The sequence below is a fragment of the Sphingobacterium griseoflavum genome (assembly GCF_014653155.1).
Taxonomy (GTDB): Bacteria; Bacteroidota; Bacteroidia; order Sphingobacteriales; family Sphingobacteriaceae; genus Sphingobacterium; species Sphingobacterium griseoflavum.
This window is the reverse complement of record NZ_BNAF01000009.1, coordinates 64,088-79,499: the sequence shown is the minus strand read 5'-3', so window position 1 is coordinate 79,499 and position 15,412 is coordinate 64,088. Positions and strand designations below refer to the sequence as shown.

The following is a 15,412-nucleotide window of genomic DNA, read 5'->3' as shown; positions in this document are numbered from 1 at the left end:
AATAGTTACAACACCGATTGCTTTTCATCCAACTTTAATTGTATAGCAACCGGATACTTTTTATGTTGGATGGTTATGTTTTTCGGTAACTTCCTTTGTACATCATCAAAGGAAACGTGAAATCGCTCTTTTCCATTTTTTGTGACGACGATGTCGGCCAAGTGACGTTCCTCCATACTGTAAAAATGGTCATCAACGACATAGACAGGGTAATGCTGCTTATCCATAAAAATGAGGGCATTTTGTACATATCGCCGCTCGGTTAAACTCCTAAAAACCCAAGCTAATTCTTTCACGAGGATTTTCTTGTTGATGTCAGCCATCGCGGCGTGCAACTCATGGCGATCTGGAAACACAGAAACATCCAAAATTGTCTGTCCGAGATCGCTTACCAACGCTAGGCGATGGGTGTTGGGCGCCATGGCTCGAATAATCAAATGGCCTGTCATATCCTTGCCGAACGCTTGGATCTGAGAGCGGTATACCCAGGTGTGCGTCGTATCTGTATAATAGTTATTCACTTCCTGTTGATGAGAAGTTCGCATGCCAACCGCGTTTGGGTATTGATAGGAGCGACAGCTCCCGCATAATAAGACCGCTAACAAACTAAAGATTAAATACCGATTCATTGATCTGCCCATTAACTTTTCTATTCTTTAAAATAAATCGTGTATAGTCGTTGGATGGTTCCACGAGTGTCACCTCTTCAACCTGTGTATCTTTATCTGAAAAAACCAACACAATTTCCTTGATATATTTTTTTATATCCTGCAACTTGGGAAAGAGCTTCAACATATTTGCATCGCCTTTTTTCAGGTAAGAAACCGTAAACTCTTTCTCGTCATACCCCCCGCCGCGCATGCTCGATGAGACCAACCGGCTGATTTTTTCAAACTGCTTGCTGTTACCGATGTCCATGGATTTCTTTTTCCCTTGATCGTCGATAAAAATCTTGTTATCGCGGAAAACCATTCTGTACTGAAAAGGCGCTGTATACGACCAGCTTAATCGGTCAGGCTGTTTGAGGTATATTTTGCCGGATGATGTAATGGGCTGCTTGATGAAATTCATGTGCTTATACTGCACGAAATCTGCAGAAAGTGTTTTGACCTGCACTGATTCTTTCAACGTTTGTTGGAAAACCGAAATTTCACTTGATGTCATTTGCCGTGTTTGCGCATCACTAAAAAAAGGAAGCATAAACAACAGCATGTAACTTATTTTAACCCTCATATGCTTGCAAATTTAATAAATCATCGACAGAAACACAGCTATAACCTTCTGCTTTCAAATGAAGCAGTATCCGACGAAGTACACGAGCCGTCCGAAGCTTGGTATCATGCAGGAGGATGATATCTCCGGGTCTTAACCTACCTACCACACGCCTAAATAGTTTTTCTTCGTTATCAATAACTGTGTCCAGCGAACGGTTACTCCACCCGATCGCTTGTAGTTCTAAGCTTTTGACTGCTTTCGCAACAGAAGGATTAGTCACGCCAAAAGGAGGTCGAAAAAGAACAGGACGTTTTCCAACAGCATGTGCTATGACTTCGGTACAGCTATCAATTTCTTTCATCAACCGCGTTACCGGAAGAAATCCAAAATGCCGCTCGTGAGAAAGGGTGTGGTTGGCAATGGTGTGTCCTTCAAGAAGCATACGCTGGACAACCTGTGGAAGGCGTTCCACATGTATCCCGATACAGAAAAACGTAGCCTTGCTATCAAACTCATACAACAGATCAAGAATCTCGGAGGTATAGTCAGAAGGACCATCGTCAAAAGTCAAGGCCACTCGCTTCGTCGAGCAATTCTTTTCTCTATAAAAAACAGGCATGAAATAGCTCAAGCGAATATCAAACACCCCCCAAGCGGTAAGTGCCAGCGCTATGATGCCGCTGCTGACAAACCATAGCAAAGAGCCTCCGAACAAGGCATATACCAAGCTTAAACCTGCAAAAGCCAAATTTAGCGGCTTCACCCACCGATGCTTTAGCATGCCCGGATTAATGTCAAGGCGTGATCCTTGCCTTTTAATTGATTATACAGAAGAACAGTTTTCAGTGGACCAGGAGCAGTATTGTCCTTCCATTTTAAGCGCGATGGGATGTGTCTCTGCTGTAACACCGAAGCCGCCGCCGCGAGCCCAAATGCAGAACAGGCATCATATTGCCCACTTAAATGCTTGTAATAGAGCGATGCAGCTTGAGGAAAAAGTGCTTCAAAAGCTACATAATAGCTGTCACTTGCGGAATCGCCATTGTAGCCCAAAAGCAATGCATCCACATCTGCAGCAGCAAGTGTATTGCGCTCCAAAAACTGCGCGACGAAATCCGGAAGTTCGGCTCGATCCACGCGATGTTGTATATGGATATCGACAAGTTCGGCATAACTGCTTCTCGTTTTCTGCACACCCAACGAAAAAAATGTAGCGCCCTCTCCATAATTCACACCTGGCGTCACGCTTGTCTTTACCGTCTCATTGGTGTCCGAAGCCTTAACCTCCTCGATAAGTTGCAGCAAGCGGAAGGTGTGGTCTGACACCTCATCAACACCGCCCACCAATATATGTTCTTCTTCACCTTGCTGCAGTTGCAACAGCGCATCCAATAGCGCGGATTCAAAAGAAATGGAGCGATTTACATAGGTAAAGTTATATCCTTTACACTGCAATCGCAATGCGATCTGGGCCGCGACGGTGTTGTGGGTAGATTGAATGAACGATGTGGGGGTCAGAAATTCCTCTTGGTTATCCAAGATATTACGCAGGAACTTCTCAGAGTCTTCTGAACACCCTAAGCCCGTACCGGTGATAATCGCATCGGGAACGGTCACCTCGGCCTCATCAAGCGCTTGCTGTGCGGCATAAATGCCCATTTTTATCCCGCGCGACATACGTCGGCTCATCGCTGGCGCAATAAATTCTTTATAAGAAGGTTGCTGTGCATGATTGACCGCCTCATTTAATTCCGATGCTTCTTCAAACAATTCGGTACGCCATATACCCTGTGCTGTTACCGCACCTATTCCGTTAATGAACACGTTGTTTTTCATGCTTTCGAAAATATAAGGGTCGAACAGTTTCCGCCAAAGCCAAACGAATTTGACAAAACGTTTGACAAGGGTCTATGTAAGGTTTCGGTCTGTGGGATAAGATCAAGCTCTGCCATCTTGTGTTGAAAATGAAGATTTGGGAATACAACACCTTGTTGGAGGGCCAAAATGCTGAAAACAGCTTCAATAGCGGCCGCCGCTGCAAGCGTATGGCCGGTAAAGGGCTTGGTAGAGCTAAACACCGGCACATGATCCCCGAAAATGCGCGTCAAGGCTCGACCCTCCGAAAGATCGTTATTCGGCGTGGCCGTACCATGTGCATTCACGTAGTCTATGGCCGCAGGATCAAGATCAGCAGCTTGGAATGCCTTTTTCATGGCTAAAAATGCGCCCTCACCATTTTCAGAAGATGCCGTTTGGTGGAAGGCGTCGTTTGCATTGCCGTAGCCCCGCAGAAAAGCCAAGGGTTTTTTTCCATCTTTTTTCAGCGACATGGCAGACTCTAAAACCAAATAGGCCGCAGCTTCTCCCAAATTTAACCCACAGCGTTCGTTATCAAATGGTCTGCAATAATCATCGGTCAATATCATTAGTGTCTTGAAGCCATTGATGGTAAACTTGCTCAAGGCGTCTGTACCGCCCACGATCACTCGATCCAATCGACCAGATTTGATTAGCCGCGCTCCCATCATAATCGCGTTTGCGGCAGAGGAACATGCCGTACTGATCGTTGTGACGATTCCTTCCAGTCCGAGGCACTCCGCGATCTTATGCGATGAATCTCCCGCATCGTGCGTACTAATGTACGGGTGCAAACTTGGATTAGTGAGGTATTCGTAAAAATAGCGTTCGGTGTAATCCATCCCGCCCACACTGGTAGAGGATATCAATCCTGTTCGTTGCGCGTTGACATCGCTTATTCCGGCATCAGCTATTGCGGCCTTCGCGGCAAGAGCGCCTAAAAGGGCCGTCCGTGTAAAATTATGGGGTTCCGTAATGCCCAGTAATGCAGCCAACTGCCTGTTGGAGTATTTGATTTCTCCCACCAGGATATGGTCTTTATGTTTCGTATCAAAATTCTGCACACGCGAAATACCGTGTTTCCCGTTTAATAGTGCCTGAAAACTCTCCTCATTCGTACTTCCTATAGCGGAAATAATTCCCATGCCGGTGACTGCAATGCCAGAATGAACCATTACTTCGTCCTATTTTCGGCAATGTATGCCGACATACTCTCTATCGATTCAAAAATAGTCTTGCCTTGCTTTGGGTCTGACAACTTGATGCCATATTCCTTATCCATCAATACAATAAGTTCCAAGGCGTCTATAGAGTCCAGTCCTAGGCCTTCGCCGAATAAGGGGTCGTTGTCGTTGATGTCCTCCACAGCGATATCTTCAAGATTCAGCACGGCTATAATCTTCTCTTTTAATTCTTCTTTTAACTCTGCCATTTCTAGTATATAATAATCTCCTTTGCTTTTACAAAAATAAAAACTTTAGTCTGCAAGCTCTTCAAATAAGAACGAAATGTTTTCTTCGGTATGTCGTTTTTCTCCCTCGGGCGAAACAATATACAAAACCGCTTCATATTTTTCCTGATAAAACTCTACCCACCCGCACAGCACGCGGTTTGCCTTGCCGCTGGACAATAGATAATCTACATAGGCGGACACCATTGCTACGGGATATTGATCGGCAACAAAGAAGACATTTTCGGTTTGCAAACCATGCCGGATGCTTATTTCACCGCCGCAGATATTGGCCAACGTGTAGACGAACGTTGCCGGACTCGGGAAGAAATTGTTTTCATCCTGAATGCTTTCTTGATGTTTGACATCCGTATCCATACTTCCGGATTTGTTGATCAACACCAGTGCCAACCCATCCGTCGACTCTCCCTCCAATATATACTCGGCGGCTAAGACAGCCAGCTTACTAAGCGAATCCATTTTAAAAAATTTCGGATAAGCTGCATATTGATGTTTAAACGCCTCCTTGAAAAAATCTGAAGAAGGACCGTTTTCCCAAGTGAATTTTAAGTCCGCATCCACGATAATGCGCTGCTTTGCGACGACGCAATATTTGTTAATATAGTTGGTTAACATACCTTCTCGATTATGATTGCGGCATTGCTCCCGCCAAAGCCTGACGCCGTTTTCAGTAAAAAGGGAATTGGCTGTGTACTGGACCGGCGCACCACCTGTAATGGCTGGGTAGTACCAAGCTCTTGGAATCCCAGTGTAGGAAGCAGAACACCTTCCTCCATCGCCTTCAAAGAAACCGTTGTTTCCAGTAATCCAGCTGCGCCCAAGGTGTGTCCGAAATAACCCTTCAAGCTATTAAGCGGAACGTGAGCAAGCCCCAACCGATTGAAAGCAATGGCTTCCATTTCGTCGTTGTATAGCGTAGCCGTTCCATGCGCAGAAATAAAATCTATATCTTCGTTTCTGATACCCGCTTCTTTTATAGCTTGGCGGACACTGCGATATAAACCCTCTCCTTGGCGCGAAGGACCAGATATATGGTTCGCATCGTTTATAGCGCCCTCTCCGCGAATGACAAAGCGACCCGGCACGGCCGACAGATACATACATGCCGCTGCTTCTCCTATCGTTACACCCGCTCGATGCTTGTCAAAAGGTTTACATGGAAAGGGGCTCATCGCTTGGAATGCCTGAAATCCCGACAACACAAACTCGCTCGCTTCATCACCGGCCAAAACGAACGCATCTTCAAAAAGCCCCATCTGTATCAGGCGCTTAGCCACCGAGATTGCCAGAACGCCTGAAACGCAGGCTTGGGAAACCACAATGGGCTCCGTAACGATGTTCATCTTATGCGCTAGCTTTTTAGCCAGCACGGTTAGCAAGGCTCCTGCTGAATGGCCTTTAGACAGATAGCCAATTTCTCCTTTTGTCGTCGCCAAGACCAGAGCGGTTCTGGGATTCGGTTGTCGCTTTTTTAGGAGAGGCTCTGCGGCGCGCAGCAATAGCTGCTCGAGCAGGCTTTCGGTAGCCGCGGGAGCAATTGACCGGTGCATTTCATGCTGAACCTTGGCTACAAAAACGTTTTTTATTGTTCCTACATCTTGCTGCTTGATAGCACTGTTACCTGCCGTCACCTGCCGCCAGGTTTCTGCTATACCATCGCCTAACGGCGTAACACAGTTGCTATCGTGGATATAAACCGGCTTCCAGACCCTCATAGCAATCCTACCTTCCGCTTCCAGTCCAACACAAATTCAGGAAGCCCTAACACCAAATTATTTTCACTATCTAAAAAAACCTGTATGGTTTCTCCTTGACAGACCAATTGGTCGGCACCATTATATATCTTGAATCGAAAAATCAGCTTTGCAGCAGGCGTATCTACGTAAGTCGTCTCAATGCGGGCATCGTCTCCGTAACGAAGGGGCAGTTTATGTTCGCAGGTTGACTGCACGATTGGAGTAGTGAATCCCGCCGCCTTCACGGTCAGGTAATCGATATGATGCGCTTTTCCAAATGCCTCGCGGCCCTGCTCGAAATAGAGAATATAATGTCCGTGCCACACGATACCCAAGGAGTCCACCTCACTAAACCGGACGGGTATGGTAACTGTTTCCTTCAATCCAGTTTCCTCACTAAACGGTCTTCTTCTTTTTGTCATAAATGATGGCAATACTTAGGGTCAGGATAAAAAACAAAAATAGCAAAATAATTGCAGGAAGAATAGCTTTAAATCCTCCGTTTCTTAGCAAGACGTCATAAAAGGCATTCAGACCCCAGTTCATCGGCGATAGGACAGATAGCTTTTGCATGATATTAGGCATCAGAAACACGGGAACCCAAACACCACCAAAGGCCGCCAAAACGACGGTTAGTGTAGCGCCAAAAGGGGCAGACTGTTCTTGCGTGCTGGCAATAGTTCCAATCAGCATACCCAATCCTATCGCAGCCAATCCACTAAAAAAAGCAATGAGGCTCAACAAGAGAAAATACCCTTTAACCTGAAAATGCTGGAGACCCAAGTATGGAAAGATATATACCCCGACAAGCAACATCAGGTAAAACTGGATAAGGCTAACCAACAAATAGCCCGCAGTCTTGCCCATCAGAAATGTGCCGTAGGAAGTGGGACTTGTGCTAATACGTACCATCGTACCCTGTGACTTCTCTTTGACAATATTGATAGACAGCGGCACCACAATAAAAAATATGGCAAACAGCGCCCAAGCTGGCACGTTGTGCTGCGCGGCGTTAGGAATCACGCTTCTTCCGTTCGCGCTATCGTCCATCTCTTTAAACGAAATAAACTGTTGCTCCGTAAAGCTGCTATCCCCTGGTTCGCCAAGCTCAGATTGAAAGGTGCTGTATATCGCCTCCGTCTCGATGTTGGACACAAGCTTATCGATCGACATCCTGACTGCCGTTTTGAAGGCAGCTTGTGTGGCTGGATCAAAATAGAGTTTAATTTCTTTTGCTGCAACGGGATGGCCACCCGTGGCTCGAATCGTATCGGCGCTAAAATCAAATTCCGCCAAGATTTTGCTGACATTCTGCTTCACGTGCACTTGGAGGTCTTTGCTCAAATCTTTAGGCAGTACAATCGCGAGCTGATAGTCGCCCTGGTGCACGAGCCCTTTTGCTTCACTTTCTAGTATAGGCTTTCCTCCGAGTTGGTCAATAAGTTCAAGCGCACCATCGTTAGCAAAGCTTTGCCTTATACGCCAAGAAATGCTGTCCTGATCGTGATCAACGAGCAACACCTGCATACGGGTGCCTAGGAGTGAATCGAAGGATCCACTTTGCACCATCGTTACCGCAATAAGTAGCATCATGGGCATAACAAAAAGAATGACAATGCCGCCGATATCGCGCGATAGCAACAGCAACTCTTTCTTAATAGACATCAACAATTTAGCCATCTCTAAACCCCCTCCCTGTTAGATCGATAAAAACATCTTCCAAGTTGTTGGCCTGCGGGATGGAAGCAATAAGTGCTTCGGGGGAACCAATGCGCCACAGCTTTCCAGATTCGATGATGCCAACCCGCGTACAAAACTCCTGAGCCTCTTGGAGATGGTGCGACGTGTAGACAATTGTTGTACCTTGCGCATTTAGCTCCAGTAGGTACCCCATTATAGCCTTTTTAGAGTGTACATCCACGCCCACGGTGGGTTCATCCAAAAATAGCACGGCGGGCTCATGCAAAACTGCCGCGAGTAAATTTATTCGACGCTTCATACCGCCGGAGAAGGTTCCCACCTGCTTGTCTTTGTATCCAGCAAGACCAAGGCTGGCCAATGCAGCATCAGCCTTATCTCCCAACATCTTACCCTTAAGCCCGTACATACTACCGAAATAGCACAAATTCTCCTTCGCCGTCAGCGAAGGATATAGGGCGAAATCCTGTGGAACAACGCCTATGGACGCTTTAAGTTGCTTCGGCGATTCATGGTATGAGAAGTCGTGGATGGTGAATGTTCCTTCACTCGGGGTAATCAAACCACAAAGCATGGATATTAACGTCGTCTTGCCGGCACCATTCGGGCCGAGTAGGCCAAATATCTCGCCTTGGACGATAGTGAGGCTTAAATTTTCGACGGCGAATTCTTGCGATCCGCGGTATTTTTTCGAAAGCGAATCGATATGTATGACGATCTTACTCAAACCGATTTTTTCAACTTTTTGAAAAATTGCTCCTCCAGGTCGGCCAACCGCAACAAAGCATCCGCCAGCTTGTTGTAAACATCATCTTGATTACTTCGCTTTTTATAAACGCGGGATGCATCGACTGCGAAATCTCGCCAAAGATCGCCGATAGTTGTCATTTCTTTGGAAAGCGCAATAAGCGCTGCATTGTTGATCTTGTGTCCCGCCTCTTGCAGAAATGCAGAATAGATATACCGGAAACCACCGCCGCCGGTGCCGATCTCTTCCTGCATACGTACCATCTGCGCTAGATAGTAGTTTGCTTTCTTTACGCCTACTTTTTTTGGCCATCTTCGAATGGCTCGGGACACCATACGCATGCCACGCACACCAATGATAGGCACTGGTGCCAACATATCACTGCATGTTTTACGGATGGCTTTCACGATGGCTCCTTCCCAGTCAATATGTTCAGGAATATGGATCGGGTAGTAAATATGCCCCTTGGGTGCCAACACACCTTTAGCAAAGCGGACTTTTTCCAACTCGCTTTCTGTCAATCGGTGTACAACCTCCATTGTCGGGTCGCTGATCAAGTATTGTCCATTTTCTTTTCCATACACAACAAGGTTATGGGCATTAAAATGGAAGCGATAATCCTCCGGAAAATAAGGGAGGTGATAAACGCCTACCTGTAAGCCGCAAGGGATATTATCTTTCAGGTTTTGATCAAGCACCTGTTGTGCTTTTCTCTTATCAGAAAATTTTTGCCTTTTTATCTTTAGGCCCAGTCGTTTTGCTAGGCGATTGAAAATCCAGCCCGGAGCGGGACGATAGCTCAGCCCCGGGGCGTGATTCACCTTTAAAAACGGCAGGTACACATAAAAAAGACCAGAGCCTATACCAAAAACCATAGGTTCACTGATCTGCAGTCCCCTATTTTTAAGCAGGTTTGACGCCACGCCATTTTCGCAATGTGCTGTAATACGATGTTCAAAATCTAATTGCATCAATCTCCTCTATAATTTTTCAACTGGTCTACAGTGATCTCAAACGTATCGGCGTATTTTGCCAACACACGTTCATTCAATCGTCTAAACACGGCCGGCTTGCTGTGTCGTTTCACCCGCCATTTCCAAATCCCCGTATAGTCTGACACAAGCTGCCAATCCATCCGCCTCAGTTCCATAAAATAAACAATAGGGCTCACCTTGTTATCGCGTACATCAGCACGGGCCCGGTCGATACGCTCCTGCAGCTCTTGCATCGTATGATCCTGTACAACGTTCTTCGCATCCCACCCTGTACTCAAAGCGGTCGTATATTCTCCATTTTCATCAACTGCATAATACAACTCGCGCGAACCTTTTTCAAAAACACGTCCGTTATCTTGAGGAACCTCTGATTTCTTCATGTCAATTACTGCTTTTTTAAGAACAAATTGATTTCTGCAGTGGCGAGCAGTTCATTCTCTTGCTTGGCTTCCACCTGCATGGTGCAAATCGAATAGTCATCAGCATCAAACTTTGATGTAAGTGAGGAAACTGTCAAAATTTCTTGTCCTACTTCCGGTAGTTTGAAAATGGTCATTTGTTTGACGCCCGAAATAAAACCGATGATTCTTTTATCCGACTCCGGATCGTAATCTTTGCTATAAAAACGCTGACCGACTATGGAGGAGCAGGTCTGCGCCATATGCTCCATCAGCCCCACTTCTTGTAAGGTGTTATCCTGTACAAATATGTTACCAGCATCGATTAAAAAACTGCAGAGCACATGCTCTGCCGATATATCCAAGATAGCATCCACCATCAGCATTGGCCTTCTATGCGGAAGGAAATGCGCGATGTCAATGCTCGTATTATAGGCTTGTTCACTCATTTATTTGTTTGCTATGACAGTCTTCATCTGTGCTTTTGCAAGGATTTCACCCTCTAATTTAGTAATAATTTCTACCAAAGTGACGCCCATAAATTCCTGAACAATATGTATTTCCGTAAAAACCTCTTGTCCCACATGGGGCAACGCATAAATCTCTACGTGTTGCATGGATCCAATATACCCGGTCGGAGCTTTTTCCCCCCTGATGTAATAGCCATAGCCTGTATGAAGCGCTACAGCCTGTGCCATATGCTCCAATAGACCGCTCTCCGACAACTCGTCTCCCCAAACAAATAGCGCATCACGATCAACAATAAATGAGGCGACAAGACGATCGGACGTGTAGCTCATCAACGAGGACACCATCACCATAGGAGCCCTTTGTGGAATCAAGGAGAGCAGCTTTTTGTCTGCAATAGGCAAACGCATCAACACACAGTTAAATAGGCGTAAGCGTAAGTGAAACGCGCACTCTCGGGCACACATAGCATAATCTGTTCGCCTTTTTGCAAACGTCCACTGTGAAACAGCTCTTCCAGCATCAGGTAAACAGAACCAGCACCTACATTCCCAACGTCCCGCAAGTTTGTGTACCATTTTTCGCGCGATATCTCGATACCCGCATCGGCAAAACCTTGGTAAAGGCCATCCACGAAATAGTGCGATGAGACGTGTGGCAACAGGTAGTCGATATTTTCAGGTGTCACATGGTGCTTTTCCATTGCCCTCTTCATACTTTCCACACCTTTCTCCAAGATATGCCTATCCAACAGCTTGGTGTCTTGCTTCACAGCAAAAATAGACTGCGTAAGCCACTCTTCCGAACTGAAATCCGAAAAGGATTTTAATGCGCCATCCGCAGTCTTATCCGCACCTGCATACATGCAAACATCCAGTTCATGCGCATAAGAGTATCCTTCCATCCACTCTATTTTTAGCGATAAAGTTCCTCTCGGGCTGTCTTCGAGCAAGAAAGCCCCCGCTCCATCGGATAACATCCAACGTAAAAAATCTTTATTGAAACCAATGATAGGCTGTTCTTCAAGTTGTTTCAGATTTTCCACCTCCTGACTGAAGTGATCAGCCAGCATCCAAGAGGACATACGCTCCGAGCCTGCACATACTGCATTTCTTGTATTTCCCGATTTAACGGATAAATAACCAAACTTAAGGGCATTCATCCCTGCACAGCAATTACCAGCCGCCGAATTCACCTCTAAATTTCTATTTCCCAAAAGTCCGTGCACCATAACGGCGTGCGAAGGCATGAGATAATCAGGTGATGAGGTACCGCAAGACAGCAACTCCACATCCGTCGAGCGAAAGTCATCGTCGAAGAGCGCGTTAATTGCTTCACTTGTCAATGCAGCATTGGTGTGCGTAGGCTCGCCAGCAGGCGTCAATGCATAATAGCGCGTTTTTATACCATTATTACGCAACACGATACGTCGCGCTTTCGATTCCCTATAATTAATTTTCCCCAAATATCCTTCCATCTCATCGTTGCTGATTGGCGCATTGGGTAGAAATTTTGCTATTCTATTTATATAAACTTCGCTCATGTTAGATTCCTTCATAGTGCTGCCGCTCGCGCCTGTATTTCATAAAATACAAAAGCGGGTAAAGCAATAGTTCTATCAGATAGACGATAGGCGACACCGCATAGATGGCAAAGACAACATAGTACTTGAACATGTTGACCAATCGCTTGCGTTTACTTGGATTGCGCAGAATGAGGGATGCCCAAATCTTAAACATCCGATTTCCCTTTTGATCCATCGACACGAGAAAAAAGCGATAGTCAACGGCACCATGTGCTACCAATTCTTTCTGTAGACCTTCAAAAATACCGTTTTTTAGGTAAGGTAAAATAATTTTTCCGTATTTATCGGCCGTTTGTATTTCGTTTTCGGAAACACCTGGCTTCGGGAACACACCGTAAGCGCGTCGTTTTACGCCGGAAAACATCCAATCTACGATCGTTATAACGGAAACGAGGTTGTGATGTCGATCGGTCAACGCAATATTACCCACTAACTTACCACCGATCTCCGTCAACATCGCCTTAAGCTTGTCTTGTGCAAGAGCCCACATATTGCGGCTACCGCTTATGGAAACGACCGGCTTATCCGCCAATATTTCTGTGGCAAACTTGCTTTTTAAAAAAGAGGTTATTGGAATGGACGGCGTTAAATACCACACTTGATAATGTAATAAAATCAAATCATAATTCCCCATGAGAATATGTGGATCGGGGGGTAGTATTTCCGAAGGAATTTGTTGAAACGTTTCGGGAAACGTATTGAAAAAGCTTTCCGAAGTCCAAGGAAATGGAAAGCTATGCACCATTTTTATTTCGTAGAAATCCACCGTAACGTCAGGATCCTGAAAAAAAGGTGCGGCAACCGATCGTGCAATCTGCTCCAATTGCCCCGACTGGGAAAAATAAATAACAAGTATTCTCTTCATGTCCGGCCTCTATTTTTCTTCGCCCGATGGCCAAAAGTCGAAAAAATTAAACCACTGAAGGGGATATTGACGCAGCATCTTTTCGACGCTTTCGGTGTAAGCCGTTAGATACGAGCGCGCGTCCCGACGTCTTACCTCCTCGGCTCGGCGCGCGTAAAGGTGGTAATGCAGATTTTTCTCTTTCATGACATAGACAAAGATAACCGGAACACCGAGCCGCGAGGCAATATGAAATGGGCCCGCCGGAAACATTGTATTTTTTCCTAGCAAATTTCCTTCCAGTGTTTTCGATCCGTCAAAATATCGGTCGCCCGTAAAACAGATCAGTTCATTTTTAGACAAGGCGTCGTTAATTTCAAAAACGTGAGAAAGATCTTCTTTAATCTTGATGTACTTTATGGAGGAGCGTCCTGAGATCTTCTCGATATATTCCTTAATGATTGTACGTTCTTGATCTACGGTCACCAAGTTAATCTGGAAATGCAGGTCAATGTCGGCAAGGAATTTCTCGGCAATTTCAAAGTTACCAACATGTGCGGAGATCAACACCCCTCCCTTTCGATCAGCTAAAACTTCCTGCAGCGTCGCCATACCGTCAAATTCATAGGTAAAACGATCCCTTAATCCTGCTGAAATCGCTACTTTATCAATAATTGTTTGACCGAAAACATAGTAAACACGATATACAGACCAAAATGCTTTCCAAGCTGTATACTTTTGGCGTTCGCGTAGGTAAACATAAATTGCTTTAAAGCTTTTCGGGTAGAATAAAAAGTAATAGAAGGATACGAATACAAGTAGGGAGTAAGCTGCCTTTACCCCAAACGTCGTGATAAGAAATACAAATATTTTATAGCCTAGGAGTGTTCCTTTAGATTTTCCGTCCCACTGGCTCATTTTCGCTTAGTCTTTGGCTGCTATTTTACGTTCCACTACATCATAAAAATCCTGAAAAGTCACCATCTCCGCAAAATCGGCTTCCACTAATTTCACCCCAAAATTAGATTCAATGATGACCACCAAATCTACATAGTCCAGGCTATCAAGGTCAAGGGATTCTTTTAAAAGTGCATTTGGATGAATAACATCCTCGTCAACCTCAAATTCCTCAACCAATATTTCGTTTATCTTTTGATGTATGCTCACCTTATTCATGATTAAATTTCTTGACTACCACCGCCGAATTGGTTCCGCCGAACCCGAAAGAATTAGACAAATATATATCAAATTCTTGTGTTATAGTGCTGGAGACAAAATTTAATTCCTTTATATCGTCATCTGGTTCCTCTAGATTAATGGTCGGCGCAATAAAACCATGTTGCATCATCAGCGTTGCATAGACAATCTCTGAGGCTCCAGCCATCCAACACTCATGTCCTGTCATCGATTTCGTAGAACTGACATACGGGCGGCTCCCGAACACCTCCATTATCGCCTTCGCCTCATTTGCATCGCCAATCGGTGTGGAAGTCGCATGTGCATTGATGTAATCCACCTCTTCAGGTTTAATACCCGCCTGCTCTAGCGCTCGCCGCATAGCCTTCGCCGGTCCATCTATGTTGGGCGTGGATATATGGCCCCCATTAGATGAAAATCCGTACCCCAGAACTTCAGCTAAAATTGGAGCTCCCCGTTCCATGGCAGATTCATAACTTTCCAGAATCACTGTAGCAGCTCCCCCGCTAGGGACCAAGCCCGTGCGTCGTTTATCAAATGGTCTTGACGCAGATTCGGGATGATCGATATCCGTCGCAAAGACTCCTAGCCCATCAAAACTTGCCATGGCATAAGGGTTTATTTCCTGTGCTCCGCCACAAATGATGAGATCTTGAAGACCTTGTTGGATAAACATGAAACCCAATCCGATGGCATGCGAACCACTTGCACAAGCCGCACTAATGGTCATATTAACGCCGGAAAGACCGAAAATGGTCGCCAGGTTCATCGTTACCGTCGAGTTCATGGACTTAAATATAGCTCCAGAGCCTATCAATTGCGTGTCTTTCTTCTCACGCGCAATATCTGTCGCATCGACGATTGCCTTGGAAACACTATCGTTGCCATAAAGAATGCCGACTTCGCGCTGCAGCATATCAGCTTCACTCAATGCGGCGTTGTGCAAGGCCTCCAACGTTGCCATATACGCATACTCCGATTCTTCGCCCATACTGATACGCTGCCTGCGGCTTAACACTTTCTTCAAATCGGGTGCAGGAACCATACCCGTCAAGGGCGATTTAAATCCAAAATCCAATCGATCCGCGTCGACGACAATCCCCGATTTCCCTTCGAAAAGCGATTGCCTCACTTCCTCCAGGTTCGTGCCGATACAGGAATAAATTCCCATTCCTGTGATTACCACCCGCTTGTTCATCC

20 protein-coding genes are annotated in these 15,412 nt (G+C 45.6%); all 20 read right to left on the bottom strand.

What is annotated here, in order from left to right:
• Nucleotides 1-5: 5 nt before the first annotated feature.
• Genes lolB2 through IE165_RS12615 form a run of 20 tightly spaced genes read right to left on the bottom strand, consistent with a single transcriptional unit; the run spans nucleotide 6 to nucleotide 15,410 of the window.
• Complete coding sequence (gene lolB2 / locus IE165_RS12710) at nucleotides 6-629, bottom strand: flexirubin biosynthesis protein LolB2 (protein ID WP_506004873.1); 624 nt, start codon at nucleotides 627-629, stop codon at nucleotides 6-8.
• Nucleotides 607-1,233: a flexirubin biosynthesis/transport protein LolA2 gene (gene lolA2 / locus IE165_RS12705; protein ID WP_189627009.1), complete on the bottom strand. Its 627-nt coding sequence runs from the start codon at nucleotides 1,231-1,233 to the stop codon at nucleotides 607-609. The genes lolB2 and lolA2 overlap by 23 nt, the downstream gene beginning before the upstream one ends.
• Entirely contained in the window at nucleotides 1,223-1,996 is a 774-nt protein-coding gene (locus IE165_RS12700; protein ID WP_189627008.1) for a polysaccharide deacetylase family protein, read from the bottom strand. Before IE165_RS12700 ends, lolA2 begins: the two co-directional genes overlap by 11 nt.
• A complete protein-coding gene (locus IE165_RS12695; protein ID WP_189627007.1) occupies nucleotides 1,990-3,051 on the bottom strand; it encodes a beta-ketoacyl synthase chain length factor in 1,062 nt (353 codons plus the stop codon). Before IE165_RS12695 ends, IE165_RS12700 begins: the two co-directional genes overlap by 7 nt.
• Nucleotides 3,048-4,247, bottom strand: coding sequence for a beta-ketoacyl-[acyl-carrier-protein] synthase family protein (locus tag IE165_RS12690; protein ID WP_189627006.1), 1,200 nt, complete (start codon nucleotides 4,245-4,247; stop codon nucleotides 3,048-3,050). The genes IE165_RS12695 and IE165_RS12690 overlap by 4 nt, the downstream gene beginning before the upstream one ends.
• On the bottom strand, nucleotides 4,247-4,504 hold the full coding sequence (locus tag IE165_RS12685; protein ID WP_189627005.1) for a phosphopantetheine-binding protein: 258 nt from the start codon (nucleotides 4,502-4,504) through the stop codon (nucleotides 4,247-4,249). The genes IE165_RS12690 and IE165_RS12685 overlap by 1 nt, the downstream gene beginning before the upstream one ends.
• Before the next feature lie 45 nt (nucleotides 4,505-4,549).
• A complete protein-coding gene (locus IE165_RS12680) occupies nucleotides 4,550-5,158 on the bottom strand; it encodes a beta-ketoacyl-[acyl-carrier-protein] synthase family protein (protein ID WP_189627004.1) in 609 nt (202 codons plus the stop codon).
• Nucleotides 5,152-6,258, bottom strand: a complete 1,107-nt coding sequence (locus IE165_RS12675; RefSeq protein ID WP_189627003.1) for a beta-ketoacyl synthase N-terminal-like domain-containing protein — start codon at nucleotides 6,256-6,258, stop codon at nucleotides 5,152-5,154. Before IE165_RS12675 ends, IE165_RS12680 begins: the two co-directional genes overlap by 7 nt.
• On the bottom strand, nucleotides 6,255-6,701 hold the full coding sequence (locus IE165_RS12670) for an acyl-CoA thioesterase (RefSeq protein WP_189627002.1): 447 nt from the start codon (nucleotides 6,699-6,701) through the stop codon (nucleotides 6,255-6,257). The genes IE165_RS12675 and IE165_RS12670 overlap by 4 nt, the downstream gene beginning before the upstream one ends.
• Nucleotides 6,676-7,944 (bottom strand): ABC transporter permease, encoded by a 1,269-nt coding sequence (locus IE165_RS12665; RefSeq protein ID WP_229826544.1) that lies wholly within the window; start codon nucleotides 7,942-7,944, stop codon nucleotides 6,676-6,678. Before IE165_RS12665 ends, IE165_RS12670 begins: the two co-directional genes overlap by 26 nt.
• A gap of 7 nt (nucleotides 7,945-7,951) precedes the next feature.
• Entirely contained in the window at nucleotides 7,952-8,704 is a 753-nt protein-coding gene (locus IE165_RS12660) for an ABC transporter ATP-binding protein (protein ID WP_189627000.1), read from the bottom strand.
• Nucleotides 8,701-9,696 (bottom strand): BtrH-related acyltransferase DarH, encoded by a 996-nt coding sequence (gene darH, locus IE165_RS12655; RefSeq protein ID WP_189626999.1) that lies wholly within the window; start codon nucleotides 9,694-9,696, stop codon nucleotides 8,701-8,703. Before darH ends, IE165_RS12660 begins: the two co-directional genes overlap by 4 nt.
• Complete coding sequence (DarG, locus tag IE165_RS12650) at nucleotides 9,696-10,100, bottom strand: flexirubin biosynthesis protein DarG (RefSeq protein WP_189626998.1); 405 nt, start codon at nucleotides 10,098-10,100, stop codon at nucleotides 9,696-9,698. Before DarG ends, darH begins: the two co-directional genes overlap by 1 nt.
• Before the next feature lie 5 nt (nucleotides 10,101-10,105).
• On the bottom strand, nucleotides 10,106-10,567 hold the full coding sequence (locus IE165_RS12645; RefSeq protein WP_189626997.1) for a hotdog family protein: 462 nt from the start codon (nucleotides 10,565-10,567) through the stop codon (nucleotides 10,106-10,108).
• Nucleotides 10,568-10,996, bottom strand: a complete 429-nt coding sequence (locus tag IE165_RS12640) for a hotdog family protein (protein ID WP_189626996.1) — start codon at nucleotides 10,994-10,996, stop codon at nucleotides 10,568-10,570.
• Nucleotides 10,996-12,129 carry a dialkylresorcinol biosynthesis protein DarB gene (gene darB / locus IE165_RS12635; RefSeq protein ID WP_189626995.1) on the bottom strand — a complete coding sequence of 378 codons (1,134 nt, stop codon included), beginning with the start codon at nucleotides 12,127-12,129 and terminating at the stop codon, nucleotides 10,996-10,998. Before darB ends, IE165_RS12640 begins: the two co-directional genes overlap by 1 nt.
• A gap of 1 nt (nucleotide 12,130) precedes the next feature.
• Entirely contained in the window at nucleotides 12,131-13,036 is a 906-nt protein-coding gene (locus IE165_RS12630; RefSeq protein ID WP_189626994.1) for a dialkylrecorsinol condensing enzyme DarA, read from the bottom strand.
• A gap of 9 nt (nucleotides 13,037-13,045) precedes the next feature.
• A complete protein-coding gene (locus IE165_RS12625; RefSeq protein WP_189626993.1) occupies nucleotides 13,046-13,933 on the bottom strand; it encodes a lysophospholipid acyltransferase family protein in 888 nt (295 codons plus the stop codon).
• A gap of 6 nt (nucleotides 13,934-13,939) precedes the next feature.
• Complete coding sequence (locus IE165_RS12620) at nucleotides 13,940-14,182, bottom strand: phosphopantetheine-binding protein (protein ID WP_229826543.1); 243 nt, start codon at nucleotides 14,180-14,182, stop codon at nucleotides 13,940-13,942.
• 1 nt (nucleotide 14,183) lies between these two features.
• Nucleotides 14,184-15,410, bottom strand: coding sequence for a beta-ketoacyl-[acyl-carrier-protein] synthase family protein (locus IE165_RS12615; protein WP_189626991.1), 1,227 nt, complete (start codon nucleotides 15,408-15,410; stop codon nucleotides 14,184-14,186).
• Nucleotides 15,411-15,412 lie beyond the last annotated feature (2 nt).